Source organism: Thioclava sp. NS-SX20 (assembly GCF_057380695.1).
Genome location: NZ_CM170816.1, coordinates 2,104,136 through 2,129,801 on the forward strand (window position 1 = coordinate 2,104,136; position 25,666 = coordinate 2,129,801).

General features: G+C 60.7%; 28 protein-coding genes. 8 read left to right on the forward strand and 20 right to left on the reverse strand.

Going from position 1 to position 25,666, the window contains the following annotated elements:
- Positions 1-13 precede the first annotated feature (13 nt).
- From AC2ISB_RS10295 to AC2ISB_RS10305, 3 genes are all read left to right on the forward strand, one after another.
- Positions 14-586: a cob(I)yrinic acid a,c-diamide adenosyltransferase gene (locus AC2ISB_RS10295; protein WP_486574920.1), complete on the forward strand. Its 573-nt coding sequence runs from the start codon at positions 14-16 to the stop codon at positions 584-586.
- Positions 587-742: 156 nt separating this feature from the next.
- The gene (locus AC2ISB_RS10300; RefSeq protein ID WP_339108113.1) at positions 743-1,501 is read left to right on the forward strand and encodes an electron transfer flavoprotein subunit beta/FixA family protein; all 759 of its coding nucleotides are present in this window, start codon (positions 743-745) and stop codon (positions 1,499-1,501) included.
- Positions 1,501-2,421: an electron transfer flavoprotein subunit alpha/FixB family protein gene (locus AC2ISB_RS10305; protein ID WP_486574921.1), complete on the forward strand. Its 921-nt coding sequence runs from the start codon at positions 1,501-1,503 to the stop codon at positions 2,419-2,421. The genes AC2ISB_RS10300 and AC2ISB_RS10305 overlap by 1 nt, the downstream gene beginning before the upstream one ends.
- 53 nt (positions 2,422-2,474) lie before the next feature.
- Here the strand turns inward: AC2ISB_RS10305 and AC2ISB_RS10310 are convergent, their stop codons facing one another.
- The gene (locus AC2ISB_RS10310; protein WP_406736096.1) at positions 2,475-3,296 is read right to left on the reverse strand and encodes a DUF6473 family protein; all 822 of its coding nucleotides are present in this window, start codon (positions 3,294-3,296) and stop codon (positions 2,475-2,477) included.
- A 163-nt stretch (positions 3,297-3,459) separates the two neighbouring features.
- On the opposite strand from AC2ISB_RS10310, the gene AC2ISB_RS10315 reads away from it, so the two are divergent.
- Complete coding sequence (locus AC2ISB_RS10315; protein WP_339108116.1) at positions 3,460-4,335, forward strand: 3-hydroxybutyryl-CoA dehydrogenase; 876 nt, start codon at positions 3,460-3,462, stop codon at positions 4,333-4,335.
- Between the two features lie 30 nt (positions 4,336-4,365).
- On the opposite strand, the gene AC2ISB_RS10320 is transcribed toward AC2ISB_RS10315, so the two are convergent.
- The 7 genes from AC2ISB_RS10320 to AC2ISB_RS10350 are packed head-to-tail and all read right to left on the reverse strand — an operon-like array spanning position 4,366 to position 9,805.
- The gene (locus AC2ISB_RS10320; protein ID WP_486576792.1) at positions 4,366-5,295 is read right to left on the reverse strand and encodes a lysophospholipid acyltransferase family protein; all 930 of its coding nucleotides are present in this window, start codon (positions 5,293-5,295) and stop codon (positions 4,366-4,368) included.
- 45 nt (positions 5,296-5,340) lie between these two features.
- A complete protein-coding gene (locus AC2ISB_RS10325) occupies positions 5,341-5,610 on the reverse strand; it encodes an HPr family phosphocarrier protein (protein ID WP_339108118.1) in 270 nt (89 codons plus the stop codon).
- A complete protein-coding gene (locus tag AC2ISB_RS10330) occupies positions 5,591-6,013 on the reverse strand; it encodes a PTS sugar transporter subunit IIA (RefSeq protein ID WP_339108119.1) in 423 nt (140 codons plus the stop codon). Before AC2ISB_RS10330 ends, AC2ISB_RS10325 begins: the two co-directional genes overlap by 20 nt.
- Entirely contained in the window at positions 6,010-6,933 is a 924-nt protein-coding gene (rapZ, locus tag AC2ISB_RS10335) for an RNase adapter RapZ (protein ID WP_486574924.1), read from the reverse strand. The genes AC2ISB_RS10330 and rapZ overlap by 4 nt, the downstream gene beginning before the upstream one ends.
- Entirely contained in the window at positions 6,930-7,355 is a 426-nt protein-coding gene (locus AC2ISB_RS10340; protein ID WP_486574925.1) for an HPr kinase/phosphorylase, read from the reverse strand. The genes rapZ and AC2ISB_RS10340 overlap by 4 nt, the downstream gene beginning before the upstream one ends.
- A 6-nt stretch (positions 7,356-7,361) precedes the next feature.
- Complete coding sequence (locus tag AC2ISB_RS10345) at positions 7,362-9,068, reverse strand: sensor N-terminal transmembrane domain-containing protein (RefSeq protein WP_406721244.1); 1,707 nt, start codon at positions 9,066-9,068, stop codon at positions 7,362-7,364.
- A gap of 32 nt (positions 9,069-9,100) precedes the next feature.
- Positions 9,101-9,805 (reverse strand): response regulator transcription factor, encoded by a 705-nt coding sequence (locus AC2ISB_RS10350; protein ID WP_339108123.1) that lies wholly within the window; start codon positions 9,803-9,805, stop codon positions 9,101-9,103.
- Between the two features lie 355 nt (positions 9,806-10,160).
- Here AC2ISB_RS10350 and AC2ISB_RS10355 point away from each other — a divergent pair, with 355 nt between their 5' ends.
- Together AC2ISB_RS10355 and AC2ISB_RS10360 are read left to right on the forward strand one after the other, a co-directional pair.
- On the forward strand, positions 10,161-11,759 hold the full coding sequence (locus AC2ISB_RS10355; RefSeq protein WP_486574927.1) for a phosphoenolpyruvate carboxykinase: 1,599 nt from the start codon (positions 10,161-10,163) through the stop codon (positions 11,757-11,759).
- 98 nt (positions 11,760-11,857) lie between these two features.
- Positions 11,858-13,393: a phospholipase D-like domain-containing protein gene (locus AC2ISB_RS10360; protein ID WP_406736092.1), complete on the forward strand. Its 1,536-nt coding sequence runs from the start codon at positions 11,858-11,860 to the stop codon at positions 13,391-13,393.
- Here AC2ISB_RS10360 and rnr read toward each other — a convergent pair.
- The 4 genes from rnr to AC2ISB_RS10380 are packed head-to-tail and all read right to left on the reverse strand — an operon-like array spanning position 13,385 to position 18,087.
- Entirely contained in the window at positions 13,385-15,667 is a 2,283-nt protein-coding gene (gene rnr / locus AC2ISB_RS10365; protein ID WP_486574929.1) for a ribonuclease R, read from the reverse strand. The genes AC2ISB_RS10360 and rnr overlap by 9 nt on opposite strands.
- A 45-nt stretch (positions 15,668-15,712) precedes the next feature.
- Positions 15,713-16,129, reverse strand: coding sequence for a GNAT family N-acetyltransferase (locus tag AC2ISB_RS10370; protein WP_486574931.1), 417 nt, complete (start codon positions 16,127-16,129; stop codon positions 15,713-15,715).
- Entirely contained in the window at positions 16,126-17,268 is a 1,143-nt protein-coding gene (dapE, locus tag AC2ISB_RS10375; protein WP_486574932.1) for a succinyl-diaminopimelate desuccinylase, read from the reverse strand. Before dapE ends, AC2ISB_RS10370 begins: the two co-directional genes overlap by 4 nt.
- A 60-nt stretch (positions 17,269-17,328) precedes the next feature.
- A complete protein-coding gene (locus AC2ISB_RS10380) occupies positions 17,329-18,087 on the reverse strand; it encodes a sulfite exporter TauE/SafE family protein (RefSeq protein WP_339108129.1) in 759 nt (252 codons plus the stop codon).
- A gap of 175 nt (positions 18,088-18,262) precedes the next feature.
- On the opposite strand from AC2ISB_RS10380, the gene AC2ISB_RS10385 reads away from it, so the two are divergent.
- The gene (locus AC2ISB_RS10385; RefSeq protein ID WP_406721249.1) at positions 18,263-19,924 is read left to right on the forward strand and encodes an acyl-CoA dehydrogenase family protein; all 1,662 of its coding nucleotides are present in this window, start codon (positions 18,263-18,265) and stop codon (positions 19,922-19,924) included.
- Positions 19,925-20,012: 88 nt separating this feature from the next.
- Positions 20,013-20,516 carry a GNAT family N-acetyltransferase gene (locus AC2ISB_RS10390; RefSeq protein WP_486574933.1) on the forward strand — a complete coding sequence of 168 codons (504 nt, stop codon included), beginning with the start codon at positions 20,013-20,015 and terminating at the stop codon, positions 20,514-20,516.
- Here the strand turns inward: AC2ISB_RS10390 and recO are convergent.
- From recO to AC2ISB_RS10430, 8 genes are read right to left on the reverse strand one after another with little or no spacing between them, the layout of a single operon-like run.
- A complete protein-coding gene (gene recO / locus AC2ISB_RS10395; protein ID WP_339108132.1) occupies positions 20,513-21,235 on the reverse strand; it encodes a DNA repair protein RecO in 723 nt (240 codons plus the stop codon). The two genes, AC2ISB_RS10390 and recO, sit on opposite strands and share 4 nt — an antisense overlap.
- A gap of 1 nt (position 21,236) precedes the next feature.
- Positions 21,237-21,563: a DUF1491 family protein gene (locus AC2ISB_RS10400; RefSeq protein ID WP_339108133.1), complete on the reverse strand. Its 327-nt coding sequence runs from the start codon at positions 21,561-21,563 to the stop codon at positions 21,237-21,239.
- Entirely contained in the window at positions 21,563-22,474 is a 912-nt protein-coding gene (gene era, locus AC2ISB_RS10405) for a GTPase Era (protein ID WP_486574934.1), read from the reverse strand. The genes AC2ISB_RS10400 and era overlap by 1 nt, the downstream gene beginning before the upstream one ends.
- The gene (gene rnc, locus AC2ISB_RS10410) at positions 22,471-23,157 is read right to left on the reverse strand and encodes a ribonuclease III (protein ID WP_339108135.1); all 687 of its coding nucleotides are present in this window, start codon (positions 23,155-23,157) and stop codon (positions 22,471-22,473) included. Before rnc ends, era begins: the two co-directional genes overlap by 4 nt.
- Positions 23,154-23,942, reverse strand: a complete 789-nt coding sequence (lepB, locus tag AC2ISB_RS10415; protein ID WP_339108136.1) for a signal peptidase I — start codon at positions 23,940-23,942, stop codon at positions 23,154-23,156. Before lepB ends, rnc begins: the two co-directional genes overlap by 4 nt.
- Positions 23,943-23,998: 56 nt before the next feature.
- Positions 23,999-24,424, reverse strand: a complete 426-nt coding sequence (acpS, locus tag AC2ISB_RS10420) for a holo-ACP synthase (protein WP_406721253.1) — start codon at positions 24,422-24,424, stop codon at positions 23,999-24,001.
- Complete coding sequence (locus tag AC2ISB_RS10425) at positions 24,421-24,876, reverse strand: ABZJ_00895 family protein (RefSeq protein ID WP_486574935.1); 456 nt, start codon at positions 24,874-24,876, stop codon at positions 24,421-24,423. Before AC2ISB_RS10425 ends, acpS begins: the two co-directional genes overlap by 4 nt.
- Positions 24,877-24,900: 24 nt before the next feature.
- Positions 24,901-25,644, reverse strand: a complete 744-nt coding sequence (locus tag AC2ISB_RS10430; RefSeq protein WP_339108139.1) for a pyridoxine 5'-phosphate synthase — start codon at positions 25,642-25,644, stop codon at positions 24,901-24,903.
- Between the last annotated feature and the right edge of the window lie 22 nt (positions 25,645-25,666).

Genomic DNA, 25,666 nt, shown 5'->3' on the forward strand with positions numbered 1-25,666 from the left:
AAAGAGGAACCAGATGGTCGTCTTGAACAAGATTTACACCCGCACCGGCGATGGCGGACAAACCGCGCTGGTCGACGGGCAACGCGTCGCGAAATCCTCTGCGCGCGTGAACAGCTATGGCACGGTCGATGAGCTGAACGCCGTGCTCGGGCTGGCGCGGCTCCATGCCCAAGGCGAGCTGCAGGACCAGATTGCGCGCATCCAGAACGACCTGTTCGACCTCGGTGCCGATCTGGCGCGGCCCGATCCGGAGCGCGATGAGCAAGCGGGCTACGAGGTCTTGCGTATCCTCCAAAGCCAGACCGACCGGCTGGAGACCGAAATTGACGCAATGACCGACGTGCTGGAGCCCCTGCGCAGCTTCATCCTCCCCGGCGGCACGGCCTGCGCGGCGCATCTCCACCATGCCCGCACCGTGGCCCGCCGCGCGGAACGCGAAGCCGTGGCCCTGATGGAGGTGGAACAGGTCAACCCACATTCTGTCAAATATCTCAATCGTCTATCGGATTGGCTCTTTGCCGCAGCGCGGATGGCCAATGACGAAGGGCGCAGCGATATCCTCTGGGTTCCCGGCGCGAACCGGTAGCAGGAACATTCCGTATAGCAGACGCGACTCCATGCCGCAGCGAGACTAAGGTGGGTCGGTTTTCCCCTGTTTCTCTGCAGCGCCGCGTTGTAACAATAACCCCGAACTCCAATTTAAGCCCCGTAAGGGCCAGAAAACTAAGGGAGCACCACGCATATGAAGGTCCTCGTACCCGTCAAGCGCGTGATCGATTATAACGTGAAAGTCCGTGTGAAAGCGGATGGGAGCGGTGTCGATCTGGCGAATGTGAAAATGTCGATGAACCCGTTCGACGAAATCGCTGTGGAAGAGGCGATCCGCCTGAAGGAAAAGGGTGCGGCGACGGAGATCGTCGTGGTGTCGATCGGCGTCAAGCAGGCGCAGGACACGCTGCGCACCGCACTCGCCATGGGCGCGGATCGTGCGATCCTTGTTGAGGCCGCCGAGGATGTTCACACCGATATCGAGCCGCTCGCTGTCGCCAAAATTCTGGCCAAAGTGGTGGCCGAAGAGGCCCCCGGCCTGGTGATTGCTGGCAAGCAAGCCATTGATAATGATATGAATGCTACGGGCCAGATGCTTTCGGCCCTGCTGGGCTGGTCGCAGGCCACCTTCGCGTCTTCGGTGGAAATCACCGGCGACGAGGCACAGGTGACGCGCGAGGTCGATGGCGGCTTGCAGACCATCAAGGTCAAGCTTCCCGCGATCATTACCGCCGACCTGCGCCTGAACGAGCCGCGCTATGCGTCGCTGCCCAACATCATGAAGGCAAAGAAAAAGCCGCTGGAAGCGAAAACCGCGGCCGATTACGGCGTCGATGTCGCGCCGCGTCTCGAAATCGTCAAAACTGCCGAGCCCGCAGGCCGCGCCGCAGGCGTGAAGGTCGGGTCGGTCGACGAGCTGGTGACGAAACTCAAAGAAGCGGGGGCTCTGTAATGGCTGTTCTTCTGATTGCAGAAATCGCAGGCAAAGAGGTCGCGCTGGACGCCACCGCAAAGGCGCTTTCGGCGGCTGTGGCCTTGGGCGACGTGACCGTTCTGGTCGCGGGTGAAGGTGTGGATGCCTCCACCGTGGCCGGACTGTCGGGTGTCAGCAAGGTCGTGAATGTCGATGATGCGGCCTATGCCCACGGTCTCGCCGAACCGCTGGCCGATCTGATCGTCGCGATGGCGGGCGGGTTCAGCCATATCGTTGCGCCCTCGACAGCCTCGGCCAAAAACGTACTGCCGCGCGTGGCGGCCCTGCTGGACGTGATGGTGCTCTCGGATGTGACGGCCATTATCGATGCCGATACGTTCGAACGCCCCGTCTATGCCGGAAACGCCATCCAGACCGTGAAGTCGAAGGATGCAACCAAAGTTCTGACCGTGCGCACCGCATCTTTCGAAGCGGCTCCGGCAGGCGGAGCAGCTGCCATCGAAGCCGGTGCGGCAACGGGCGACAAGGCCCTGTCCGCTTGGGTCGAGGACCGCGTTGCCGAAAGCGACCGTCCCGAACTGACCTCTGCCAAGATCGTGGTCTCGGGTGGCCGCGGCGTTGGGTCGGAAGAGGATTTCGCGATCATCTCCGCATTGGCCGACAAGCTGGGCGCGGCAGTTGGTGCATCGCGCGCCGCCGTCGACTCGGGATTTGCGCCGAATGATTGGCAAGTGGGTCAGACCGGCAAGGTCGTTGCCCCCGATCTTTATATCGCCTGCGGTATTTCGGGTGCGATCCAGCACTTGGCGGGGATGAAGGATTCCAAGGTGATCGTCGCGATCAACAAGGACGAAGAAGCACCGATCTTCCAAGTGGCCGATTACGGTCTGGTGGCGGATCTCTTCACGGCTGTTCCGGAACTCACCTCGAAAATCTGATCCACTAGATCAGCGAAAGCTAGAAAGGGGGGCCTTACGCCCCCCTTTCTGCATCAGATCATCTTTGCCAGAACCGGAGCAAGCGCCTCGGCGATTTCGTCATGCACCTGCGGTCCCGGCATGGTCAGAGCTGCGGGCTCTTCCATCGCGGCGAAATGCATCCCCTCGGTCCCCGAGCGGCGCGCCTGCATCGACGGCTCGATCTCGACCACGACATCGGCGCGGGCACGCACCTGATCCAGCATATCTTTCGTCACCATCAACGGCTCTGGCCCCAACGGATCATTCTGTGCCGGATCGCCGTAATCATGCAGCGATAGCAGCACCTTGCGTCCAGGAATGCGGTCCAGCAGCTTGTTCATCCGCGAGACCCACGCCATCTGCAGTTCCTGCGCCAGCGAGTCGAACCGGTCGGGTGCGCGGCGTTGCAGGGCTGTCAGCATATGGCGCGTAAAATTGAATTCGGTGAAATCCACATCGTTGAAGACCGCGCGCATCAGATTTGAAGCGCGCAAGAAACGGTCATTCCGGCGCGGATGCACGGCGTAGAACCGGTTCGACATATTCTGCGCGCCCATCAGCTGGATCACGCTGACATGCGATTTTTGCAGAATTTCGGTCATCTGCGGCTCGTGTAGAAATACGTCGATACCGGCATTGAGGTAGCCGAAATTCACGACCTGCATACCGATCTTCTGTTCGACCAGTTCCGGCCAAGGCGTCTCTACGAACTTACCATAGGTTTCAGACCCGCCAATCGCGGATACGAACGGAACGTCAAGCCGACGCCGCGGCCCACGAAACAACAGCTTGGACTTTCCGTATCTGCACGGGAAGTAATCAAGGGCTCCATCGCCCGGATATTCGAAGGCCATCTCCCACCTCAGTCTCTAATCACCCGAGAGCAGTCTGCTACAAACCCCTTACCAAACCACTAAGGTGAAAATTTGGCACACCGGATTGACCATAAGCTTTCCCCTTGCGGCGAAAGCCTTTGGCACCCTACTGTGCAGTTGCAGAAATGAGAGGGGGATCGCCATGACGATTCAGACAGTTGGCATCGTAGGTGCAGGGCAGATGGGCAACGGGATTGCCCATGTCTTCGCGCTTGCCGGGTTTGAGGTTCTGCTGAACGATATTTCACAAGACGGGCTGGATAAGGGCCTTGCGACGATTCGCAAGAATCTGGACCGGCAGGTTTCACGTGAAAAAATCACGGCCGAAGAACGCGACGCGGCTCTGGCTAAGATTTCGACAACGCTCACCCTGACCGATCTGGGGCCGATGGATCTGATCATCGAGGCCGCCACCGAACGCGAATCGGTCAAATCCGCCATTTTCGAAGATCTGCTACCGCATCTCGCGCCGCATACGATTCTGGCCTCGAACACCTCGTCGATCTCGATCACGCGCCTCGCCTCGCGCACCGACCGGCCCGAGAAATTCATGGGGGTCCATTTCATGAACCCTGTGCCGGTGATGCAGCTTGTCGAGCTGATCCGCGGCATCGCCACCGATGATGTCACCTTCAGCGCGCTGAAGGAAGTTGTTGAGAAGCTTGGCAAAACCCATGCAAGCGCCGAAGATTTCCCGGCCTTCATCGTGAACCGCATCCTGATCCCGATGATCAATGAGGCGGTCTATGCGCTTTACGAGGGCGTGGGGAATGTGATCTCGATCGACCAGTCGATGAAACTGGGCGCGGCACATCCGATGGGGCCGCTGGAGCTGGCGGATTTCATCGGTCTCGACACCTGCCTCGCCATCATGAACGTGCTGCATGACGGGCTGGCCGACACCAAATACCGCCCCTGCCCGCTGCTGACGAAATATGTCGAAGCCGGATGGCTGGGCCGCAAATCGGGTCGCGGTTTTTATGATTATCGCGGCGAAACGCCCGTCCCGACACGCTGACACGAAGCCCGGGTCATGCCGGGCTTTTCTTTACCCGCGCAGGGACAGCGTCTCCTCGCGCATATCCGCAAGCCATTGACGCGGATTGCCAAGCGCCTCTGCCATCTCGTCGGGCTGTTTGACATGCCCGATAATAGGGCGCTGCGGCTTGTGAAACGCCGCGCGGATCTCGTAAAGCAGCAAAGACTGACGCAACGTCGCGGAAAGCTGATTGGCAATCTGGTAAAGCCGCGAATTATGCGTCGGGAAGCGGACCGGCAGCACCTGCGCTTTCGAACGCGCCACCATTTTCGCGGTAAAGGGGTTCCACTCTTTCTCGACCACCGGGCCGAAGAAACTGTCGGAGGCCGCCACAGACCCTGCCGGAAACAACACGATACAGCCACCACGCTTGAGATGGAGCATGGCGTCGGCCCGCATCTTTAACCCCTCCTCGCGCGCATTCGGTTCATGGGCGAAGGGCACGGGGATCATGAATTGCGCGATCTCGGGAAGACCGGTCAGCAAATTGCGTGTCAGGATCTTGTAATCCCCGCGCACCCGCCCGATCACCTCGGCCAGCACCATCCCGTCCACCAGCCCATGCGGATGATTGGCCACGATCACTAAGGGCCCCTTGGCCGGAATACGCGCGATCTCCTCGGCGGGCGTCGTCACCGTAATCCCCATGATCTCCAACGCCTGCGCCCAGAAGGCTTGCCCCGCAGGGATACCGCGCGTTTCGAACTGCCGTATGACACGCAGGATCTGCACCTTGGCTGTGGCCCACTCGACAAGCCGGATCACCAGACGTTTGAACGGATTGCTGAAGGTGCCCGCATAGGACAGGCGGCGCTTGTCATAGGGCTTCTGAACCGTCTGGAACCCCTCGTCTGTCCGGATGTCTTCGGCAGTCCTGTCGCGCTGCAAGACAGAAGACTGCCCCGTCACCCCGGCCCCTTTCAACTCAGATTGCGGCATCTGGTTCATGACAGACCTCTTGGTTTGCACTGCGCGACGCGCGGGCTAGAACCCCTCGCCGAAATAGTCGCCCACAAGGGCGGAAAGCGCCTGCATCAGCGCGTCGGCTTCCGGTCCGCTTGTCTGAACTTCGATGGACGTTCCACGTGAAGCAGCCAGCATCAACAGCCCCATGATAGAATCCCCCGAAACACTCATCCCGTCTTTCGAGACCTCGGCACGGGCGTCGAACCTTTCAACGACCTCAACGAATTTGGCAGAGGCACGCGCATGCAGCCCCTTCTCGTTTATGATCTTAAGCTCCTGATGCGCCATGCATTCCTTCCCTGCTCCCATAGGCAGAGTAACTATTGATATATTTACGCCCTGCATCAAGAGCCGCTTCGACAGCGGCATGCACACCAAGGCTTCTGGACTTCGCAAGCTTGATCAATAGTGGCAAATTGGCACCATAAATGATCTCGCGCTCGCAATTCTCGCAGGCTTTCAGGCTCAGATTGGACGGGGACGCGCCGAACATATCGGTCACCACGACAACTCCGTCGCCGCTATCCACAGAATCCGCCGCAGCCCGAATCTCGATCTGCTTTTCTGCGCGGTCATGGCCATCCTCGATCGTGATGGCGCGGATGCCCATCTGCGGCCCCACGACATGCTCCACCGCCGCGAGATACTCGCGGGCCAATCCACCATGAGCGACAATCACGATCCCGATCAAGCGCCGTTTCCCGTTCCAGATGCGGGCAGCTCTACCCCCCGCCGTTCCAATTCTCTGTGGCGTTTAGACACGTGCCACCCCGCCTCTGCAAGAGCACCAGAGACAGCTTCCGTAAGGGCAACCGAGCGGTGTTTGCCCCCTGTACATCCAAAGCCTACGGCCAAATGTGTTTTCCCTTCCTCAACATGGGCAGGCAAAGTGAAAAGAAGAAGCCCCATCACCTTGTCGAAGAAGTCACGATAGCGTGGATCTGCGGCCACATGTGCGGCCACAGACGGGTCACGCCCGTCCTTGGGCCGCAATTCCGGTTGCCAATGCGGATTGGCCAGAAAACGGCAATCGAACATCACATCAAGCCCGCGCGGCACCCCACGCTTATAGCTGAAACTATGCACCGAGACCGCCAATCCTGCCGTCTTGCGCTGATCGAACAGGCGATTGATCTCGGCGCGGGCATCATGGACCGTCATCGTGGAACTGTCGATCAGGATATCCGCCCGCACACGGATCGGCACCAACAGATCAATCTCGCGCAGGATGCCTTCTTCGGGCGCATCATCGGGCGACAGCGGATGACGGCGGCGCGTCTCGGAGTAACGGCGCTGCAGAACGGCTGTGTCCGCATCCATGTAAAGCACTTCGAGCTGGATCTCGGGCTCGCGCGTCAGGCGGTCGATCAGCTCGATCAAACGGGTTGCACTGAACTCGCGGTTCCGGACATCGATTCCCAACGCAATCGGCTGGAGCACCGGCCCGTCCAGCACACGCGGCACCATCGAAAGCGGAAGATTGTCGATGGTCTCGTAACCAAGATCCTCAAGCGCCGCAATCGCAGTCGAGCGCCCCGCTCCCGAAGGGCCGGTGACCAGCACAACACGCTGGCTTCGCTCGTCTGTTCCACAATGGGCCGCTTCGGTCACGCCACTCTCCCGGCTTTCAGAAATTGCCAGATCGCTGCATCAAGATGACTATGTTGCGCCTGCAGCACAAGAGGCAGAGAGACCCCGTAGAGAGAGATATTGCGCTGCGGCGGAAGCCTTTCTGTCTCGATCCGGTCAAGATCCACAACCAGAGAGAGAATTACATCACTCAAAGCATCCGCAGATAGAATCCCGACGCCGCGCGCCTCTATGCGCCCGCGGATCGCCAACGGCGCCGATGCCAGTATCTGTCCAGATTCGCATCGGAGGTCGGTTCTGTCATCCGCGACAAGATGTGCCCCGAAGGCCATAAGCCGCAGTGCGAGCGTCGATTTCCCGCTGCCGGACGCGCCCATAATCAGCACAGCGTGCTGCGCATCAAGGGCCACACAGCTTGCATGCAGATTGTGGCGAGCACTCATCTGGGCTTAGAACGGCAGGCCGACAACGAAGCGCGCGCCCAGAGGCTCGGAGGTGACATCGGCATCGGTGGGACGGATATTCTCGGCCCAGATCACACCGCCATGCGCCTCCACGATCTGCTTCGAGATCGCCAGCCCAAGACCGGAATGGTCGCCGAATTGCCCCTCGGGCCGCTGCGAATAGAACCGCTTGAACACTTTCGACAGCGCCTCTTCCGGAATACCCGGCCCCGTATCCTCAACCACCACCAGCACGCGGTTGTCACGCTTGCGCGCCCAGACCCGCACGGCATCCCCCTCTTCGCTGAAGGAAATCGCATTGGTGATCAGGTTGACGAAGACTTGCGCCAGACGCCCTTCGAGACCATTGATAATGATCGGGTCCGACGGCAGGTCGGTGATGAAATCAACCCCTTTTTCCTTCGCCTGAGCCCCGAGATACTGCGCGAGGTTATCGACCGTATGAATCAGGTCGAAGGCTTCTTCTTCCTCTTTCACCAATTCGGAATCAAGGCGCGAGGCATTGGAAATATCGGAAACCAGCCGGTCCAGACGACGCACGTCGTGGTCGATCACATCCAGAAGCTTCTCGCGATGCTCTTCCTTTTTCACCATGCGCAGCGAAGCCACGGCAGAGCGCAGGCTGGCAAGCGGGTTCTTGATCTCGTGGCTGACATCGGCGGCGAATTGTTCATTGGCGTCGATACGGTCGTAAAGTGCCGTGACCATGCCGCGCAACGCACCGGAAAGGCGACCGATCTCATCGGGGCGGGCCGACAGATCGGGGATGCGCACGCGCGACGGGCTCATCTTGCGGGCATGACGCTCGCTGCCGATCTCGGCGGCGGCGGCAAGATCGGAAATCGGGTTGGCAATCGTTGACGCCAGCACCAGAGACAACCCGATCGACACGATGATCGCGATCACGAACATCTGCAGAACCTGCTCGCGCTCGACCCGCACCAGATGGTCGATTTCGCCCGCAGCCGAGGTCAGCGCGATCGACCCCACAATGCGGTTATCCTGATAGATCCCTGTTGCCACAGAGAAAATTGTCGCGCCACTGATATCACGACGGGTATCCATGCGGGTCACACCGGGGCTCAGCTCGGCATTGAGATCCTGCGCGATGACCTGCGTGCTGACCGGCGCGCCGCCCTCCCCGCGATGGATCAGCGAGGAGGCCAGCTCCCAGCCGCGCCCGAGAATATCGGTGATCAGCGTCGAGCGAGTATCGTCGCGCCGCCCCGTTACATCCGCCGCAGGCGCAGTGGCCACGTCATCGGAACTGATCAGAAGATTCCCCGCAGCATCAAAGACATACAGCGCAGACCCCGCCGGAAGCTGGACCCCTGAAAGCGTATCGACAACATCGATACCGTCCCCCGCCGCCAGATTGACCGGCGCAGTCTTCGGCAGTCTCGCCTCGAATACATCGGCGATCAGCTCGGCCTCGACAACAATCGCATTTTCGCGTTGCACAACGAGACTGTCACGGAACGGGTTCAGATACAGAACCCCCGCCACCAGCACGACCATTGCCAAAAGGTTGAAGGTGATGATCTTGCGCGCCAGAGGCGAGCGGTTCAACGAGATCAGGCTCCGCTTCTCGCGTCGCTTGGCAATGCCATCATCGACAGCGCCACTGCCCGCGACCCAGTCCTCCCCCAGATCGACCGCCGTCGTTTCCGTGTTCCGTTTCTTGGTACTCATCCCAAGGCTCAACCCGATCCGTCCCGCGATGCTCATTCTTCGTTATAACGGTAACCGATGCCATAAAGCGTTTCGATGGCCGAAAAATCCTCGTCAACGCTGCGCATTTTCTTGCGAAGGCGTTTGATATGGCTGTCGATCGTGCGGTCATCGACATAGACCTGATCATCATAGGCCACATCCATCAACTGATCGCGCGATTTCACAAAGCCCGGGCGCTGCGCCAGAGCCTGCAACAGCAGGAATTCCGTGACGGTCAGGGTAACGTCCTTCCCCTTCCAGCTGACCGAATGGCGCAGCGGGTCCATCACCAGCGCACCACGCGTAATCACCTTTGTCTCTTCGGTTACAGCCGTTTCCGTCCGACCCTCAAGCGCGTCCTGACGCCGCAAAAGCGCGCGGATCCGCTCGACCAGAAGGCGCTGGCTGAAGGGTTTTTTGACATAGTCATCCGCGCCCATACGCAGCCCCAGAACCTCGTCGATCTCGTCATCTTTCGAGGTCAGGAAAATTACGGGCATCGTCGTTTTCTGGCGCAGACGCTGCAACAGATCCATCCCGTCCATACGGGGCATCTTGATATCCAGCACGGCCATATCGGGGAGACGTTTGTTGAACGCATCCAGTGCTGCCTGACCGTCATTATAGGTCTCGACATCGAAGCCTTCCGCCTCAAGGGTCATGGCTACCGATGTAAGAATATTGCGATCATCATCGACCAAAGCAATTCGCGACATGAGCCTGCCCCCTCATTCTTCCGGACGGTTATAGTTATTCGGCATCATCGGCATCCATAGGGGAAGAATCAACACGAAGCTGAAACGCGCATCGTTTCCGCCTGCGATTGCATCCCAAAAGCCTCAATTTAGGGTTAACTGACAAGATTGTGTCACTATGTCTCAGGTTTGGTTGCGCTAAAGTGCAAATGATAACGCTAACGGTAGCGCACCCTGTGTTCCCTAAAGATTTTAGCGTGGTATATGGTCGATTATCCGGTGCACTTCTGGCACCGAAGGCGATCCGTCCAAGGCCCGGATGGATCGGGAGGATTCCATTGAACCGCCGCACTACGACGGCATTCGGGAGCTACAGATGATCATCGGACACGTGAACCCGGCACAGCGCCTGGAAGATCAAGGCATTTCTGGACTGGGCAATGTCTATTACAACCTGATCGAGCCGGCGCTGGTCGAAGAGGCGCTCAAACGCAATGAAGGCACCCTTGGTAAGGGCGGCGCATTCTATTGCACGACCGGTGCGCATACCGGCCGCTCGCCCAAAGACAAGTTTGTTGTCCGCACCCCCGAAGTTGAGAACACCATCTGGTGGGAAAACAACAATCCGATGGACGAAGACAAGTTCGATCTGCTGCATGCCGATATGCTCGCGCATATGGCGGGCCGCGACTACTTCGTGCAGGATCTGTTCGGCGGTGCCGATCCGGCGCATCGTCTTGATGTGCGCGTGGTATCCGAACTCGCATGGCACAACCTCTTCATCCGCACCATGCTGCGCCGCCCCGAGCGTTCCGAGCTGGACAACTTTGTTCCGGAATTCACCATCGTGAACTGCCCGAGCTTCAAAGCCGACCCCGAACGCCACGGCTGCCGCTCGGAAACGGTGATCGCGCTGAACTTCTCGAAGAAGCTCATCCTCATCGGCAACACCGAATATGCGGGCGAAAACAAGAAGGGCGTGTTCTCCCTTCTCAACTACATCCTGCCCGGCAATGGCATCATGCCGATGCACTGCTCGGCCAACCACGCCATCGATAATCCCGATGATGCGGCCATCTTCTTCGGCCTGTCGGGCACCGGCAAGACCACGCTTTCGGCAAGCCCGTCGCGCACGCTGATCGGCGATGACGAGCATGGCTGGTCGGACGAGGGCATCTTCAACTTCGAAGGCGGCTGCTACGCGAAAACGATCAACCTCTCGGCCGAAGCCGAGCCCGAGATCTACGCAACCTGCTCGATGTTCGGCACCGTGGTCGAGAACATGACCTTCGATCCCGAGACGCTGGATCTCAACTTCGAAGACAACTCGATCACCGACAACATGCGCTGTGCCTACCCGCTGCATTACATCTCGAATGCGTCGGAAACCTCGGTCGGTGGTAGCCCCAAACACGTGATCATGCTGACCTGCGATGCCTATGGCGTTCTGCCGCCCATCGCACGCCTGACCCCTGCACAGGCCATGTATCACTTCCTTTCGGGCTTCACCTCGAAAACTCCGGGCACGGAAATCGGTGTGGTCGAGCCCATCCCGACCTTCTCCACCTGCTTCGGTGCGCCCTTCATGCCGCGTCGTCCGGAAGTCTACGGCAAGCTGCTGGCCGAGAAGATCGCAAAGAACGGTGCATCCTGCTGGCTGGTGAACACCGGTTGGACCGGTGGCAAGTTCGGCGAAGGCTCGCGTATGCCCATCAAGGCCACCCGCGCGCTTCTCGATGCCGCACTCGACGGGTCGCTGGATGCGGTCCAGTTCCGCAAAGATCCGAATTTCGGCTTCGAAGTTCCGGTTCTGGTGGCTGGCGTTGACACCAAGCTTCTGAACCCGCGCGACACGTGGGTCGACCCGAACGCCTATGACGCGCAGGCCGCCAAACTGGTGAAAATGTTCTCGGACAATTTCGAGCAATATGTTCCCTATATCGACGACGAAGTGAAAGCCGTCGCGATCGGCTGACCCCCGAGCGAAGACCGTTAAGAAGGGCCGGGATTTCCCGGCCCTTTCCATTTTTGCCCCACGCGCTAGCTTTGCACTGTAACAGACCGTGGTGGCCTATGATTTTCGGTATTCTCGTCCTTGGCCTGATGGCTTTTCTCTGGCTCTGGACACGCACGCGCCTCCCCGAACGCCCCGACCTGCCCCCCGAGGTTCTCGCCTTGCCGGAAAAGACGCGGTTGGCAGGGATCTGGCCCGATCTCTCGATATCCGGTGTGCTTCCGCTTCCGGATGGCATCGAGGCCTTCGCGACCCGCCTCAAGCTGATCGAGATGGCCGAACATAGTATCGAGGTGCAATACTATCTCTGGCGTCCCGATACCTGCGGAAGCCTGATGTTGGAGGCCCTGCACAAAGCGGCGGAGCGCGGTGTGCGGGTGCGCCTTCTGATCGACGATAACGCGACCAAACCGATTGACGCGCGGATCGCGTGGATGAATGCCCATCCTCGGATCGAAGTGCGGCTTTTCAACCCCTTCCCGCTGCGCGGCATGCGGCTTCTGGGCTATGCAATGGATTTCCGGCGCCTGAACCGGCGCATGCATAACAAGGCGCTGGTGGTCGATGGGCGCGCCGCCGTGGTTGGCGGGCGCAATGTGGGGGATGAATATTACAATGATCTCGCCCGCATGGGCACCTTCATGGATTTCGACGCGCTCGTGATGGGCCGCGCCGCATGCGAGGCCCGCGAGGAATTCGAAACCTACTGGAATTCCGAACCGACATGGCCCGCAGACACCATCCTGCCCGACCGGCTGTTAGAGGACACCCGAACAGGCGCGGCGCAGAATGCAGAGCGCGTCAAAAGTGAGGATGCGCAGAACTTTCTGGCGCTTCTGGCCGAAACCCCAACCACGGAGGAACTGGAGGCAGGCCGCCCCAATCTGCGTGAAGCCGAGGTGAAGCTGCTTTATGACGCCCCCGAAAAGGTTCTGGGCCGCGCCCGTCGACGCAATCTGCTGTTTCCCAATATGCATATGGCGATGGGCACGCCCACCACCCGTTTCGATATAATCTCGCCCTATTTCGTGCCGCGCAATGCGGGCCGCCGCCAGTTGATCAAACTGGCCAAAGCAGGGGTGAAGGTGCGGGTGCTGACCAATTCGCTGGCCTCCTCGGACAAGCCCATCGTCCATACCGGCTATTCGGGCCAGCGCCGCAAACTGCTGTCGGGCGGGGTGGAGATCTATGAATTCGCCCATGACGAACATGTCAAGTTCCGCCGTGGGCTGATCGGGCATCACCGCCGCGGGACCTCGCCCTTTGCGCGCACGAAACTGCATGCCAAGATCCTGTCTGTCGATACCGAGAAGGTCTTTATCGGCACCTTCAACTTCGATCCGCGTTCGCTTCTGCTGAATACCGAAATGGGGATCGTGATCCACGATAAGGACTGGGCGGAGCACCTGCATAAAGGCTTTGAAAGCGTTATTCCCGCCGCGGCATGGAAACTGACGCGCGAACACAAGCGCATCCGCTGGGAACGCACCACCGATCAGGGCACGGAAATCTGGCACCACGAGCCCTATACCTCGTGGTGGCAGCGTTTCCTGATCGTGGCAGGATCGTTCCTGCCGATCGAGTGGTTACTTTGACTTCCGCTCGCGCTTGACCTTACGGGCCTTGGCGCGGGTTTTGGCCTTCAGAGCGCCAATCTTGCGCGGGGCCGATGTGCCGGGCCGCCCCTTGCGCCGTGCCGAGCGGCGCGACGAGGGCAGCTCGGCCCCTTCCAGTTGCAACAGATCCAGCAACAGCCCACCCGTCACCGGCACGGCCTCGACCAGACGCACCAGAACCCGCATGCCTGCGGTGATCTCGATGCCGGTGTCGGCACCGGTCAGCGTCTGGGCCTCGCGATCGAAATGGAAGAACTCGTTGCCGATGGCACGGATCGGGATCATCCCGTCGGCACCCGTCTCATCCAGCCGGATGAACAGGCCAAAGCCCTGCACGCCCGACACGCGGCCCGTGAACTCGTTGCCCACACGTTCCGACAGATAGGCCGCCAGATAGCGGTCGGTCGTATCGCGTTCCGCCGCCATCGACCGGCGCTCGGTATCGGAAATCTGCTTGGCCGTCTCTTCGAGGTGCTCGATATCCCATTGGCTCAGCCCATCATCGCCCCATCCATGCCCCGAGATCAGCGCCCGATGCACGATCAGGTCCGAATAGCGGCGGATGGGCGAGGTGAAATGCGCATAGGATTTCAGCGCCAGACCGAAATGCCCGAAATTCTGCGGGTAGTAATAGGCCTGCGTCATGGTCCGCAACGTAGACATATTGATCAGCTCGTTGAAATCGCTGTTCAATGCCTGCTCCAGCAGGTGGTTCAGATGCGAGGTCCGCAAGACCTGCCCCTTGGCCAGCTTGAAGCCCGAAGCCTGCGCGACCTCGCGCAAGGACTCGAGCTTGTCCTGACTGGGTTCTTCATGCACGCGATACAGAAGCGGGCGCTTCAGGCGTTCAAGTTCCTCGGCGGCGGCCACATTGGCCAGCACCATGAATTCTTCGATCAGCTTATGCGCATCCAGCCGTTCCTTGAACTGGATCGACAGCACCTTGCCGCTGTCAGACAGCACGATCTTGCGTTCAGGCAGGTCAAGGTTCAGCGGCTGACGACGCGCCCGCGCCCGCAGAAGAGCGGCGTAGCAATCGTAAAGCGGCTCGATCACCTCCTCCATCAGAGGTTCGCATTGCTCGTCGGGATTGCCATCCTGCGCGCGCTGCACCTGACCATATTCCAGCGAAGCGACCGATTTGATCATCGCACGGTGGAAGCTGTGGCGGACCTTGTTGCCATCGGCATCAATGGTCATTTTCGCCACCAGAACCGCCCGCGACACACCCTCATGCAGCGAGCATAGATCCCCCGACAGACGGTCGGGCAGCATCGGCACCACGCGGTCGGGGAAATAGCTCGAATTGCCGCGCATCCGCGCCTCGCGGTCCAGCGCGGAATTGGGCGTCACATAATGCGCCACATCGGCAATGGCGACCCAAAGGATCGTGCCATCCTCATTGGCCGGATCGCGGTCATATTCGACGAAACAGGCGTCGTCATGGTCACGCGCATCACCCGGATCGATGGTGACAAAGGGCATATGCGTCAGGTCTTCACGGCCCTCCATACCGGCGGGCTTTGCGGCATCGGCCTCGGCAATCACCTCATCGGGGAAACGGTCGGGGATACCATGCTGATGGATCGCAATCAGCGACACGGCCTTGGGCGCAGTCGGGTCGCCCAGACGCGCGATGATCCGCGCCAGCGGCAGGCCCATGCGGCCACGCGGGGCGCTTTGTTCGGCCTCGACCAGCTCGCCGTCGCGGGCCTCCATGGCAGCCGCATGCGGCACATGCCATTCCTTGTCCTGCCCCTTGTCGATAGGCACGATCCGCCCGCCCTCGGCGGTTTTGCGGAAGATGCCCACAACAACCTTCTTGGCCGCCGAACCGATCTTGCGGATCGGGCGGGCCTCGTAATCATATTGCTCGTCGGGCGTCTCGGTCAGCCGCGCCAGCACGCGGTCATGCGGCCCCAAGGCCTCTTCGCCCGCCTTTGGGATCATCAGGATCAGAGGCTCGGCCCCCTCGCCTTCCCATTCCAGGGGCTTCGCCCAGAGATCACCCATGCTGTCAGGGCGCAGCACCTCAAGCACCGTCACCGGCGGCAGCTTGGACGGCTCGCGGAAGGACTTGCGGCGGCGCTCGACCAGCCCTTCGTCCTCCATCTCGCGCAGGATGCGCTTCAGCTCGATCTTAGCTTGGCCCTTGATGCCAAAGGCACGGGCGATATCACGCTTGGAGGTCGTGGTCGGGTTATCATTGAGCCAATCGAGGATTTGCTCACGGGACGGAATCTGTGTTGTCATGAGTTTTGCCTAGCATGGCGCGCGATTTCCGTCACGCGGGAAAGATCAAAGCGGCGCCACCATATCGCGATGCGGCACATGGCCATCGGGATAGGTCTCGCCATAGGCGGTGTAGCCCAGTTTTTCGTAGAAAGGGATCGCCTGCACCTGAGCGCTGAGCATCGCCTTGGTGCAGCCTTTCGCCTTGGCCCGCGTCATCGCATCACGCAGGATCTCGGCCCCAAGCCCCAAGCCGCGATGCGATTTCGCCACACAGATGCGCCCGATCTTGGCGGTCTCGCCCTCGATAAACACCCGCGCGGTGGCAATCGGCTGATCGCCCTCGCGCATCAGGATCTGCAGGGCGTCGCCGTCACGGCCATCGAATTCCTCGGCCTCGCTATAGCCCTGTTCCTCGATAAAGACCGCGCGGCGCAGCGCGTGGACCTGCGCCAGATCAGTGACCTCTTCGCAGGTTCTCATGCGAAATAGCCCTGAAGGATGCGGGTATAGACCGCCTTCAGCTGGGTAATCTGGGAGGTCTCGATCCGCTCGTCGACCTTATGCATGGTTTTCCCGACCAGACCGAATTCCAGCACCGGACAATGGTGTTTGATGAACCGCGCATCCGAGGTGCCGCCCGAAGTGGAGAGTTCCGGCCGGAGACCGCATTCGGCCTCGATCGCATCGAAGACCAGCTCGACGAAAGGACCCGGCGCGGTATAGAAGCTTTCGCCCGAGATAGACGTCGTCAGGCCGATCTTCACACCCGTCTCCTGCGCGACCTCTGCCACCAAGCCTTCGGCCCATTCGGTCAGCGAGGCCCCGCTATGGGCATCGTTGAAGCGGATGTTCACCTGCGCCGTCGCACGGGCAGGCACGATATTGCTGGCCGTATTGCCGCAATCGATGGTGGTCACCTGCAAGGAAGACGGGTCGAAATGCGCGGTGCCATTGTCCAGCGGCTGGGCATTCATGCGCCCCAGCAGATCCACCAGCGCATGCAGCGGGTTCTTGGCCCGATGCGGATAGGCGACATGGCCCTGCACGCCCTCGGCCAGCAGATCGAAGGTCACCGAGCCCCGACGCCCGATCTTGATCATATCGCCCAACACTTCCGGAGAGGTCGGCTCGCCCACCAGACAGACCGACATCGTCTCGCCTTCAGCCTCCATCCAGTCCAGAACGGCCACGGTGCCATCCTTGGCGGGGCCTTCCTCATCGCCGGTAATCACGAAGACAATCGCCCCATCAGGTGGCGTATCCTTCACGAAATCCACCGCCGCCGCGACAAAGGCCGCCACGCCGGTTTTCATATCGGTGGCCCCGCGCCCCCAAAGAACACCATCCTCGATCAGGCCGGAAAACGGCGGCTTGGTCCAAGCGGCCTCGTCGCCCACCGGCACCACATCGGTGTGGCCGCCAAAGCCGAAAGACCTGGCCGCATTCTTCGCCCCCCAGCGGGCGAAGAGGTTGGACACGCCGCCGCGGTCCACGCGCGTGCAGGCAAAGCCCGCCTCGCTCAGCATGCCCTCCAGAAGCACCAAAGCGCCCCCCTCCTGCGGTGTGACAGAGGGGCAGCGGATCAGCTGGGCGCTGAGGTCGACGGGATCAATAGGCATGGGCTGGGCTCCTGTCAGGGGTTTCCCCTCGCATAGCGCGAAGGCCGCACAGGCACAACACTAGCCCATAAACGCCTTGCGCAGCAGATTGATGCCCGTCAGCAGCAACACAAACAGGGTCGCGCGCCGGAACAGCACCGCATTCAGCCGGTCATGCGCCCAGAATCCCAGCCACAGCCCAGCAAAAGACGGAATCACCAGAAGCGCCGACATCGGGAAGGTATGGGCATTCATCACTCCCGTCATCAGATGCGCGCCCGTCAGCATCACCCCGCCCGCAAAAAAGGACACGCCCATGATCCGCATGGCTTCGGTCTTCTCGACCTTCATCGACATCAGATAGGCAATCAGCGGCGGCCCCCAGATGCCGGAGATCCCGCCAAACAAGCCGCCCACAACGCTGGACCAGAACTCGAAGCGTTTCGCATGGCGGGTGTGCAAGCGTAGCCCGTAGCCCAGAATTTCCGACGCCGTGTAAAGGATGATCGGCACGCCCAACAGCGCATAGCCCAACGCCTTGGGCAGCACCGTGACGAAATTGGCGCTGATGGCGATACAGACCAGCAGCGTGACCAGATGCAGCCGGTATTGCACCGCCGTCTCCCAAGCCGCCCGCCAGCCCTGCCGCAACGCCTGCGCCACATTGGTGGCCGTCACCGGCAGGATCAAAAGCGCAAGCGCCGTATCTGCGTCGAAGATCGAGGCATAGGCCGAAAGCATGATCATCGGCAACGCAAAACCGATGGCACCTTTTACAAAGCCCGCAATCACCGCCACCCCGACGGCCACCGCAAGCTGCCAGATTTCCATCCCGAACATTGCACCCCTCCTCGCAATCTTGTGACCATGCTTACAACCCGTAGAAGCGCTTGAATAGTCGAGACTATATTTTCCAAAGGGTAACATTGGATCAAATTGTAACTCTATTTTGGTTTTTTATTGCGCTGCGACTGCAAAAGGATTACAAGGAAGTCCACTCAGGGAGGACTGATTCATGGCGCATGATGGGGCGGAGATGAGCATGACTGGCATTCTGGCGGATCTGACGACAGTGACGGGGGCAACCCTGCCCGAGATCGCCACACTGGTCTCGCAGGCCAAAGAGGCGCTGCGCCACAAGGTAACCGTTGACGGGCGCGTATCGGGTGCCGCACTGGAGGCGCACCAGTTTCAGGCGCATGCGCTGGCATGGCTGGCCACCTATGAGGAAAGCCTCAAACAGCTTCAGGCATGGGCGCTGCGTTCCAGCGAGAACGGTCTGGGTGTGATCGACAGTCTGCTGCTGCAGATCGGCTTTGGCGAATATCTCAACCAGATCGCGGGTGGCATCCCGATGAGCCAGGGCGAGATCGCGCGCCTGTCGGATCTGGAGATCAGCTGGACCCCGTCGGCAGAAGCCCGCGAACTGATGACCCGCGGCAACAGCCCCGAGGCCCGCCAGATGCTGGTTGCCGAGTTGCGCGAGCTGCAGGGCCGTTCGATCTTCGGCACCTCCGGTCTGGACGAAGAGCTGGAGATGGTGCGCGAGCAATTCTACCGCTACGCCGAGGAAAAGGTAAAACCCTTCGCCCATGAATGGCACCTGAAGGACGAGCTGATCCCGATGGAGACCATCGAGGAACTGGCCGAACTGGGCGTCTTCGGCCTGACCATCCCCGAGGAATATGGCGGCTTCGGCATGTCGAAGGCGGCGATGGCCGTGGTCACCGAAGAACTGTCGCGCGGCTATATCGGCGTGGGCTCGCTGGGCACGCGCTCGGAAATCGCGGCAGAGCTGATCCTTTGCGGCGGCACCGAAGAGCAAAAGCAGAAATGGCTGCCCGGTCTGGCCTCGGGCGAGATCCTGTCCACCGCCGTCTTTACCGAACCGAACACCGGCTCGGATCTGGGGTCTTTGCGGACCCGCGCGGTGAAGGATGGCGATGACTGGGTGATCACCGGCAATAAGACATGGATCACCCATGCGCAGCGCACCCATGTGATGACGCTTCTGGCCCGCACCGATCCTTCGACCAGCGACTATAAGGGCCTGTCGATGTTCCTGGCCGAAAAGACGCCGGGCACCGATGACAACCCCTTCCCCACCGAGGGCATGACCGGCGGCGAGATCGAGGTCTTGGGCTATCGCGGCATGAAGGAATATGAACTCGGCTTCGACGGCTTCCGCGTGAAGGGCGAGAACCTTCTGGGCGGCGAGGAAGGCAAGGGCTTCAAGCAGCTTATGGAGACCTTCGAATCCGCGCGCATCCAGACGGCGGCCCGTGCCGTTGGCGTGGCGCAATCGGCCTGTGAGGTGGCGATGCAATATGCCATCGACCGCAAGCAGTTCGGCAAATCGCTGATCGAATTCCCGCGGGTGGCAGGCAAGCTGGCCATCATGGCGACCGAGACGATGATCGCCCGCCAGCTGACCTATTTCTCGGCTTGGGAAAAGGACCACGGCCACCGCTGCGACCTTGAGGCAGGCATGGCGAAACTGCTGGGCGCGCGCGTGGCATGGTCGGCCGCCGACAATGGGTTGCAGATCCACGGCGGCAATGGTTTCGCGCTGGAATACCAGATCTCGCGCATCCTTTGTGACGCTCGCATCCTGAATATCTTCGAAGGTGCTGCCGAGATTCAGGCGCAGGTGATCGCCCGCCGCCTGCTGGGCTGATCTTGCGACATCGGGGCCTTCGGGCCCCGATTCTGATTGCATAGCCCCATAATCCGCGCAATCTGGGCGGAAACATTAGGGGGATGCGATGATCCGTGACGCCTGTGCGAGTGATGCCGAAGATATTCTGGACATCTACAATGATGCGGTGCAGACCACGACCGCCATCTGGAACGAGGTTCTGGTTGATGCCGAGAACCGCCGCGCATGGATTGCCGAGCGTCAGGCCGCGGGCTTTCCGGTCTTTGTGACCGAGGTCGACGGCAAGGTTATGGGCTATGCCAGCTATGGCCCCTATCGCCCCCATGACGGCTATGCGCTAAGCGTCGAACATTCGGTCTATGTGCACCCGTCGATGCGTGGGCGCGGGCTTGGGACGCCGCTGCTTGAGGCGGTGATTGCCCATGCGCGGAACGCCGGCAAACATGTGATGGTGGCGGCGATTTCCGAAGACAATCCCGGATCGATCAAGCTGCACGAACGGCTGGGCTTTGTTGAAACGGGCCGCATGCCGGAGGTAGGGCGCAAATTCGGACGCTGGCTCAATCTGGTGCTGCTGCAACTGAAGCTGGACGACCGTCCCGCGCCCTAAAGCCGCGCTAAAGCCTCGACCAGACGCGCCCGTGCCGCAGGCAAAGGGCGGTTGCCCAAAGCAGGGGCCAGATGGGTGTTCAGGAAATAGCCCGTGAGCCCCAGCCCCTCTTCGACCTCAGCCAGCGAGGCAGGCCCCTGCCCCAACAGGAATTGCGGCAAGGGCAGAAGGCGCGGCGCCCAATCGCCCGCGCCTTTACGGCTCACCGCACGACCCGTTTTGGGGCTGACATAAGCCAGATCGTCAAAACTGCCGGTCACCGCACAGCGCGTCAGATCCAGCCCGTAGCCCAGATCCTCCAGAAGGGTCATTTCCCAGCGCAGGTAATCCAAAATCCAGCCCTCATGGGCCTGCCCGATCACATCGAACAGCGGCTCGGAGCGATGATAAAGGGCGGGATGCGCCTCACGGTCGGGCAATGCGAAGGCCAGCAGAGCGCAGGTGGAATTCAGCCCCAGCAGCGCCAGCCGGTCCTGCATCGCCCCCGCACGCGATTTAAGCGGCTCGACGGTGAAGGCCCCAAGCTGATCGGCCAGACGCGCCCGCCACCGGACGGACACATGGCTTCCCGGTTGCAGATGCGCCGCCATCTTGCGCGAGGCCCCGCCCCGCACGATGCCCGCGTGGCGGCCATGGGTTTCGGTAAATACTTCGATCAGGCGCGAGGTCTCGCCCTGCGGACGGCTGGTCAGGATGGTGCCTTGGTCAACCCAATCCATCTCAATCCATCAAACCGTCTTCATCCAGAAGGGTCACGCCCTCGCGGCTTTCGATCTCGATCACCCAGAGGTCGCGGTCAAAACTGCGCTGTTTGCGGATCGAGGCATCGACATCGGCCTCCGGCCCCGCCACCAGAGACATCCATTTGCGCGCACCGGTCATCAGATCAAAACTGCGCTGGAAGGCCTCGGCAGTGCCATCAAGGCGGGCGCATTTCACCAGCACCGCGCCCGAGGCATCATTGCCATGCGCCGTCACATAGGCCGGAATATTCGCAAGTTCGAGCCGTTTGAGATAGGCCTTCACCCAGAATTCCGCCGTCAGCATCAATCGCCGTCCTTGAAATCCAGACCCATCTCGGAATAGCGGTCACGCTCTTCGAGCCAGTTCGGACGCACCTTCACCTGCAAGAACAGATGCACGGTCTTGCCAAGGAATTCGCAAAGATCGGCACGGGCCGCGGTGGATACGCCCTTGATCGTTTCGCCACCCTTGCCCAGCACGATGCCCTTATGGCCATCGCGCGCGACATAGATCACCTGATCGATACGGGTGGTGCCATCCTCACGGTCGGTCCAATGTTCGGTCTCGACGGTCAGCTGATAGGGCAGCTCCTCATGCAGACGCAGGGTCAGCTTCTCGCGGGTGATCTCGGCCGCGATCATGCGCATCGGCAGATCGGCGATCTGGTCTTCGGGATAGAGCCACGGGCCTGCGGGCACCTCGCCTGCCAGCCATTCGCGCAGGTCTTCTACGCCATGACCGCGCTCGGCAGAGATCATGAAGGTCTTCACGAAGGGGAAAGCGTCGTTCAGCTTCTGGGTCAGCGCCAGAAGATCCTCGGATTTCACCTTGTCGATCTTGTTGATCGCGAGCGCCACAGGCTGGTCGCCGCCGCGTTCCTTCAGCGCCTCGATGATCGCCTCGACGCCGCCGGTCAAACCACGATGGGCCTCGACCAGCAGAACCACCACGTCGGCATCTGCCGCCCCACCCCAAGCAGCTTTCACCATCGCGCGGTCCAGACGACGGCGCGGGCGGAAGATACCGGGGGTATCCACGAAGACGATCTGGCTTTGGCCGGCCATTGCCACACCACGAATACGGGCGCGGGTGGTCTGCACCTTATGCGTGACGATCGACACTTTCGCGCCCACCATCCGGTTCAGCAGCGTCGATTTACCGGCATTGGGCTCGCCGATCAGGGCGACAAAGCCTGCGCGGGTCTCTTCGGTCATGCTTTTTTCTCCATCCGGTCGAGCAGGGCTCGGGCTGCGGCCTGTTCGGCCTGACGTTTTGCGCGGGCCTTGGCACGGGCGGTTTCGCCATTTTCAAGTTGCGCTTCGATCTCGAAGACGGGGGCATGGTCCGGCCCGTCGCGCGAGATGGTCACATATTTCGGCGGGGCAAGATGGCGGGCCTGCGCCCATTCCTGCAGGGATGTCTTGGCATCGCGGCTATCGGCATCCACGGATTCGACCCGCTCGCCCCAAAGGCGCAGCACCAGATCGCGGGCGACCTCGAAACCGGCATCCAGATAGACGGCGGCAATCACCGCCTCCATCGCATCGGCCAGAAGCGCCTCCTTGCGGCGGCCTCCGGTCATCATTTCCGACCGCCCCAGCTTCAGCACCGCCCCCAGATCGATTTCGCGCGCGACCTCGGCACAGGCTTCCTTGCGCACAAGCGCGTTGAAACGCGGCGCAAGCTGGCCTTCGGTCGCGGCCTTATCGGCAGAAAACAGCGCCTCGGCCATCGTCAGCCCCAAAACGCGGTCGCCCAGAAACTCGAGCCGCTGGTTATCGGGGCGGGTCTTGGTCGAGATCGACGCATGGGTCAATGCACGAATGATCAGCTCGGGCTTATCAAACTGATGCCCGAGCCTCTCCATGAAGTCTGTGATGTCGCTTGAGAGTTTCACTCGATTGCCTTGAAGAAACGATCCGGACGCCAGGTCCAGAAGAAGAAGAGCGACCGCCCTGCCGAAGAGAACATGATCCGGTCGGCACGGCCCACCAGATATTCTGCCGGCACGAAGCCCACGCCACCGGCGCGCAGCGGCACACGGCTGTCTTCGGAGTTGTCGCGGTTATCCCCCATGAAGAAATACTCGCCTTCGGGGACGGTGAAGACTTCGGTATTATCCAAGAAGCCCTGATCTGTGATATTGAGAATGTCATGGGTCACGCCATTGGGCAGCGTCTCGCGCTGGCGCTCTTTGACACAGGTGCCCCCCTGCCCGACCGGATCATTCGCGCAGCGCGGCACCAGACCTTGCGGGCCCTGCTGTTCCTTGATCTCGGTGAAATCGGGTGCATTCTCCAGTTTGACGGCCTTATCGTTGATATAGAGCACACCTTCGCGCACCTGGATACGGTCTCCCGGCAGGCCGATCACCCGCTTGATGAAATCGACCCCCTTGGTCGGGTGACGGAACACCACCACATCGCCGCGCTTGGGATCATGCGCCAGAATGCGCCCCGAAATCGGGCAGGCCGCGAAGGGGCAGGAATAGCGCGAATAGCCATAAGCCATCTTGTTCACGAAAAGGAAATCGCCGATCAGTAGCGTATCCTTCATGGACCCCGACGGAATCCAGAACGGCTGGAAGAAGAGCGTGCGGAACACGCCCGCAATGAGCAGGGCCCAGAAAACCGTCTTGATCGTCTCGATGATACCGTTCTGGGACTTCGTCTTGTCTGCCATTCGGGGCTTGCTCCTTTGTGGGTTGCGCCCTTCCTTCGCGCGATGCGCGCGCGCTGTCAAGAAAGGCCAGCACCGGAAGGGGTGGAAAGAGGCCGTGCCTCGATCACAACAAAGGCTTGCGCCCAAGGATGATCATCCGTCAATGTCACATGGATCACTGCCTCGTGACCGGCAGGCGTGATCTGCAAAAGCCGTTCGGCGGCCCAGCCGGTCAGTTCCATCACGGGCTGGCCGGTGGTCAGGTTTGTCACCGCCATATCCTTCCACGAAATTCCCATGCGCAAGCCCGTGCCAAGCGCCTTGGAACAGGCTTCTTTCGCGGCCCAGCGTTTGGCATAGGTGCCCGCCACATCCGCCCGCGCATCGGCCTTGGCCTGCTCTACCGGCGTAAAAACGCGATTGCGGAACCGGTCCCCGAAACGGTCGAGCGTATTCTGGATACGCTCGATATTGGCCAGATCGCTGCCGATGCCGATAATCATGCCTTCGCCTGTCTCTTGGCCAGCTTCTGCGCCTTTTTCTCCATCGCTTTCAGATAGTTCTTCGCACTGGTGCTAAAGAAGAAGCGCGAGATGAGAACCACCAGCAGAAACGTCAGCCCGAAAACGATCGCCAGAAACAACGGCAGTTGCCCAGCAGAAACGCCCGCCTGTGCCCCGGGCAGGAAAAACCATGCCAGCGTGCCCAGCCCCAGTTCGACAAGCGCCACCAGAACAAAGGCCTTCAGCGCAAAACCCCACGCCTCGCCCGCACGGGGACTGCGCTGGTATTTACGCGCAAAGCCCTGCCCCTCGACCATCGCGGCGACCAGGATCGGCACCGCACCGAAAGCCGCCCCCGAAAGCGGCACACCAGCCGTCCGAAGCACCGCAAGCAGCACCGAGGCCAGAACCGACACGCCCACAAAACAGGCAAGGTAACGTAGATAATTCATTGAATGATTTCCGCAAAAACTCGTTTATCCGCGCGCCGCATCCATCAGGTGGCGCATATGTTCAACGGCGGGACGTAGCCCGAGAAACACCGCTTCGGCAATAAGGAAATGACCGATATTCAGTTCGCGGATCTGCTTGATCGCGGCCACCGGCGAAACCGTGTCATAGGTCAGCCCGTGGCCAGCATGAACCTCCAGGCCCAGCTCGGCCGCATAGGCCGCCCCTGCCGCCAGCGCCTCCAGCTCGGCATCGCGTTCGTCAAAGCGGCCCGCGAAATGCATATCGCAGTAATGGCCCGTATGCAGCTCGATCACCTGCGCGCCGATGCGGGCCGAAGCCTCGATCTGGGCAGGTTCGTGGCCGATAAACATCGACACACGGATCCCGGCATCGACCAGCGGCTTCACATATTCCGTCAGCCGCGCCTGATCCGCGGCCACATCCAGCCCGCCCTCGGTGGTGACCTCTTCGCGCTTTTCGGGCACAATGCAGCAGGCATGCGGGATATGGCGCAGCGCGATCGCCTGCATCTCGGGTGTGGGGGCCATTTCGAAATTCAGCGGCGTGCTCAGTTCGGCCCGCAAAGCTTCGATATCACTGTCGCGGATGTGGCGACGGTCTTCGCGCAGATGTGCCGTAATCCCGTCGGCCCCCGCCGCTTCCGCCAGCTTCGCCGCCCGCACCGGGCTGGGATAGGACGATCCACGCGCGTTACGGATTGTAGCGACGTGATCGATATTCACGCCAAGACGTAGTTTCTTCGACATTTCAGGGCCAACCTTCAAGGCA

What these genes read in the sequence shown, in the direction of transcription:
- AC2ISB_RS10295 (WP_486574920.1), top strand. Translation starts at nt 14, where the DNA reads ATGGTCGTCTTGAACAAGATTTACACCCGCACCGGCGATGGCGGACAA.
- AC2ISB_RS10300 (WP_339108113.1), top strand. Translation starts at nt 743, where the DNA reads ATGAAGGTCCTCGTACCCGTCAAGCGCGTGATCGATTATAACGTGAAA.
- AC2ISB_RS10305 (WP_486574921.1), top strand. Translation starts at nt 1,501, where the DNA reads ATGGCTGTTCTTCTGATTGCAGAAATCGCAGGCAAAGAGGTCGCGCTG.
- AC2ISB_RS10310 (WP_406736096.1), bottom strand. Translation starts at nt 3,296, where the DNA reads ATGGCCTTCGAATATCCGGGCGATGGAGCCCTTGATTACTTCCCGTGC.
- AC2ISB_RS10315 (WP_339108116.1), top strand. Translation starts at nt 3,460, where the DNA reads ATGACGATTCAGACAGTTGGCATCGTAGGTGCAGGGCAGATGGGCAAC.
- AC2ISB_RS10320 (WP_486576792.1), bottom strand. Translation starts at nt 5,295, where the DNA reads ATGCCGCAATCTGAGTTGAAAGGGGCCGGGGTGACGGGGCAGTCTTCT.
- AC2ISB_RS10325 (WP_339108118.1), bottom strand. Translation starts at nt 5,610, where the DNA reads ATGGCGCATCAGGAGCTTAAGATCATAAACGAGAAGGGGCTGCATGCG.
- AC2ISB_RS10340 (WP_486574925.1), bottom strand. Translation starts at nt 7,355, where the DNA reads ATGAGTGCTCGCCACAATCTGCATGCAAGCTGTGTGGCCCTTGATGCG.
- AC2ISB_RS10345 (WP_406721244.1), bottom strand. Translation starts at nt 9,068, where the DNA reads ATGAGTACCAAGAAACGGAACACGGAAACGACGGCGGTCGATCTGGGG.
- AC2ISB_RS10350 (WP_339108123.1), bottom strand. Translation starts at nt 9,805, where the DNA reads ATGTCGCGAATTGCTTTGGTCGATGATGATCGCAATATTCTTACATCG.
- AC2ISB_RS10355 (WP_486574927.1), top strand. Translation starts at nt 10,161, where the DNA reads ATGATCATCGGACACGTGAACCCGGCACAGCGCCTGGAAGATCAAGGC.
- AC2ISB_RS10360 (WP_406736092.1), top strand. Translation starts at nt 11,858, where the DNA reads ATGATTTTCGGTATTCTCGTCCTTGGCCTGATGGCTTTTCTCTGGCTC.
- rnr (WP_486574929.1), bottom strand. Translation starts at nt 15,667, where the DNA reads ATGACAACACAGATTCCGTCCCGTGAGCAAATCCTCGATTGGCTCAAT.
- AC2ISB_RS10370 (WP_486574931.1), bottom strand. Translation starts at nt 16,129, where the DNA reads ATGAGAACCTGCGAAGAGGTCACTGATCTGGCGCAGGTCCACGCGCTG.
- dapE (WP_486574932.1), bottom strand. Translation starts at nt 17,268, where the DNA reads ATGCCTATTGATCCCGTCGACCTCAGCGCCCAGCTGATCCGCTGCCCC.
- AC2ISB_RS10380 (WP_339108129.1), bottom strand. Translation starts at nt 18,087, where the DNA reads ATGTTCGGGATGGAAATCTGGCAGCTTGCGGTGGCCGTCGGGGTGGCG.
- AC2ISB_RS10385 (WP_406721249.1), top strand. Translation starts at nt 18,263, where the DNA reads ATGGCGCATGATGGGGCGGAGATGAGCATGACTGGCATTCTGGCGGAT.
- AC2ISB_RS10390 (WP_486574933.1), top strand. Translation starts at nt 20,013, where the DNA reads ATGATCCGTGACGCCTGTGCGAGTGATGCCGAAGATATTCTGGACATC.
- recO (WP_339108132.1), bottom strand. Translation starts at nt 21,235, where the DNA reads ATGGATTGGGTTGACCAAGGCACCATCCTGACCAGCCGTCCGCAGGGC.
- AC2ISB_RS10400 (WP_339108133.1), bottom strand. Translation starts at nt 21,563, where the DNA reads ATGCTGACGGCGGAATTCTGGGTGAAGGCCTATCTCAAACGGCTCGAA.
- era (WP_486574934.1), bottom strand. Translation starts at nt 22,474, where the DNA reads ATGACCGAAGAGACCCGCGCAGGCTTTGTCGCCCTGATCGGCGAGCCC.
- lepB (WP_339108136.1), bottom strand. Translation starts at nt 23,942, where the DNA reads ATGGCAGACAAGACGAAGTCCCAGAACGGTATCATCGAGACGATCAAG.
- acpS (WP_406721253.1), bottom strand. Translation starts at nt 24,424, where the DNA reads ATGATTATCGGCATCGGCAGCGATCTGGCCAATATCGAGCGTATCCAG.
- AC2ISB_RS10425 (WP_486574935.1), bottom strand. Translation starts at nt 24,876, where the DNA reads ATGAATTATCTACGTTACCTTGCCTGTTTTGTGGGCGTGTCGGTTCTG.
- AC2ISB_RS10430 (WP_339108139.1), bottom strand. Translation starts at nt 25,644, where the DNA reads ATGTCGAAGAAACTACGTCTTGGCGTGAATATCGATCACGTCGCTACA.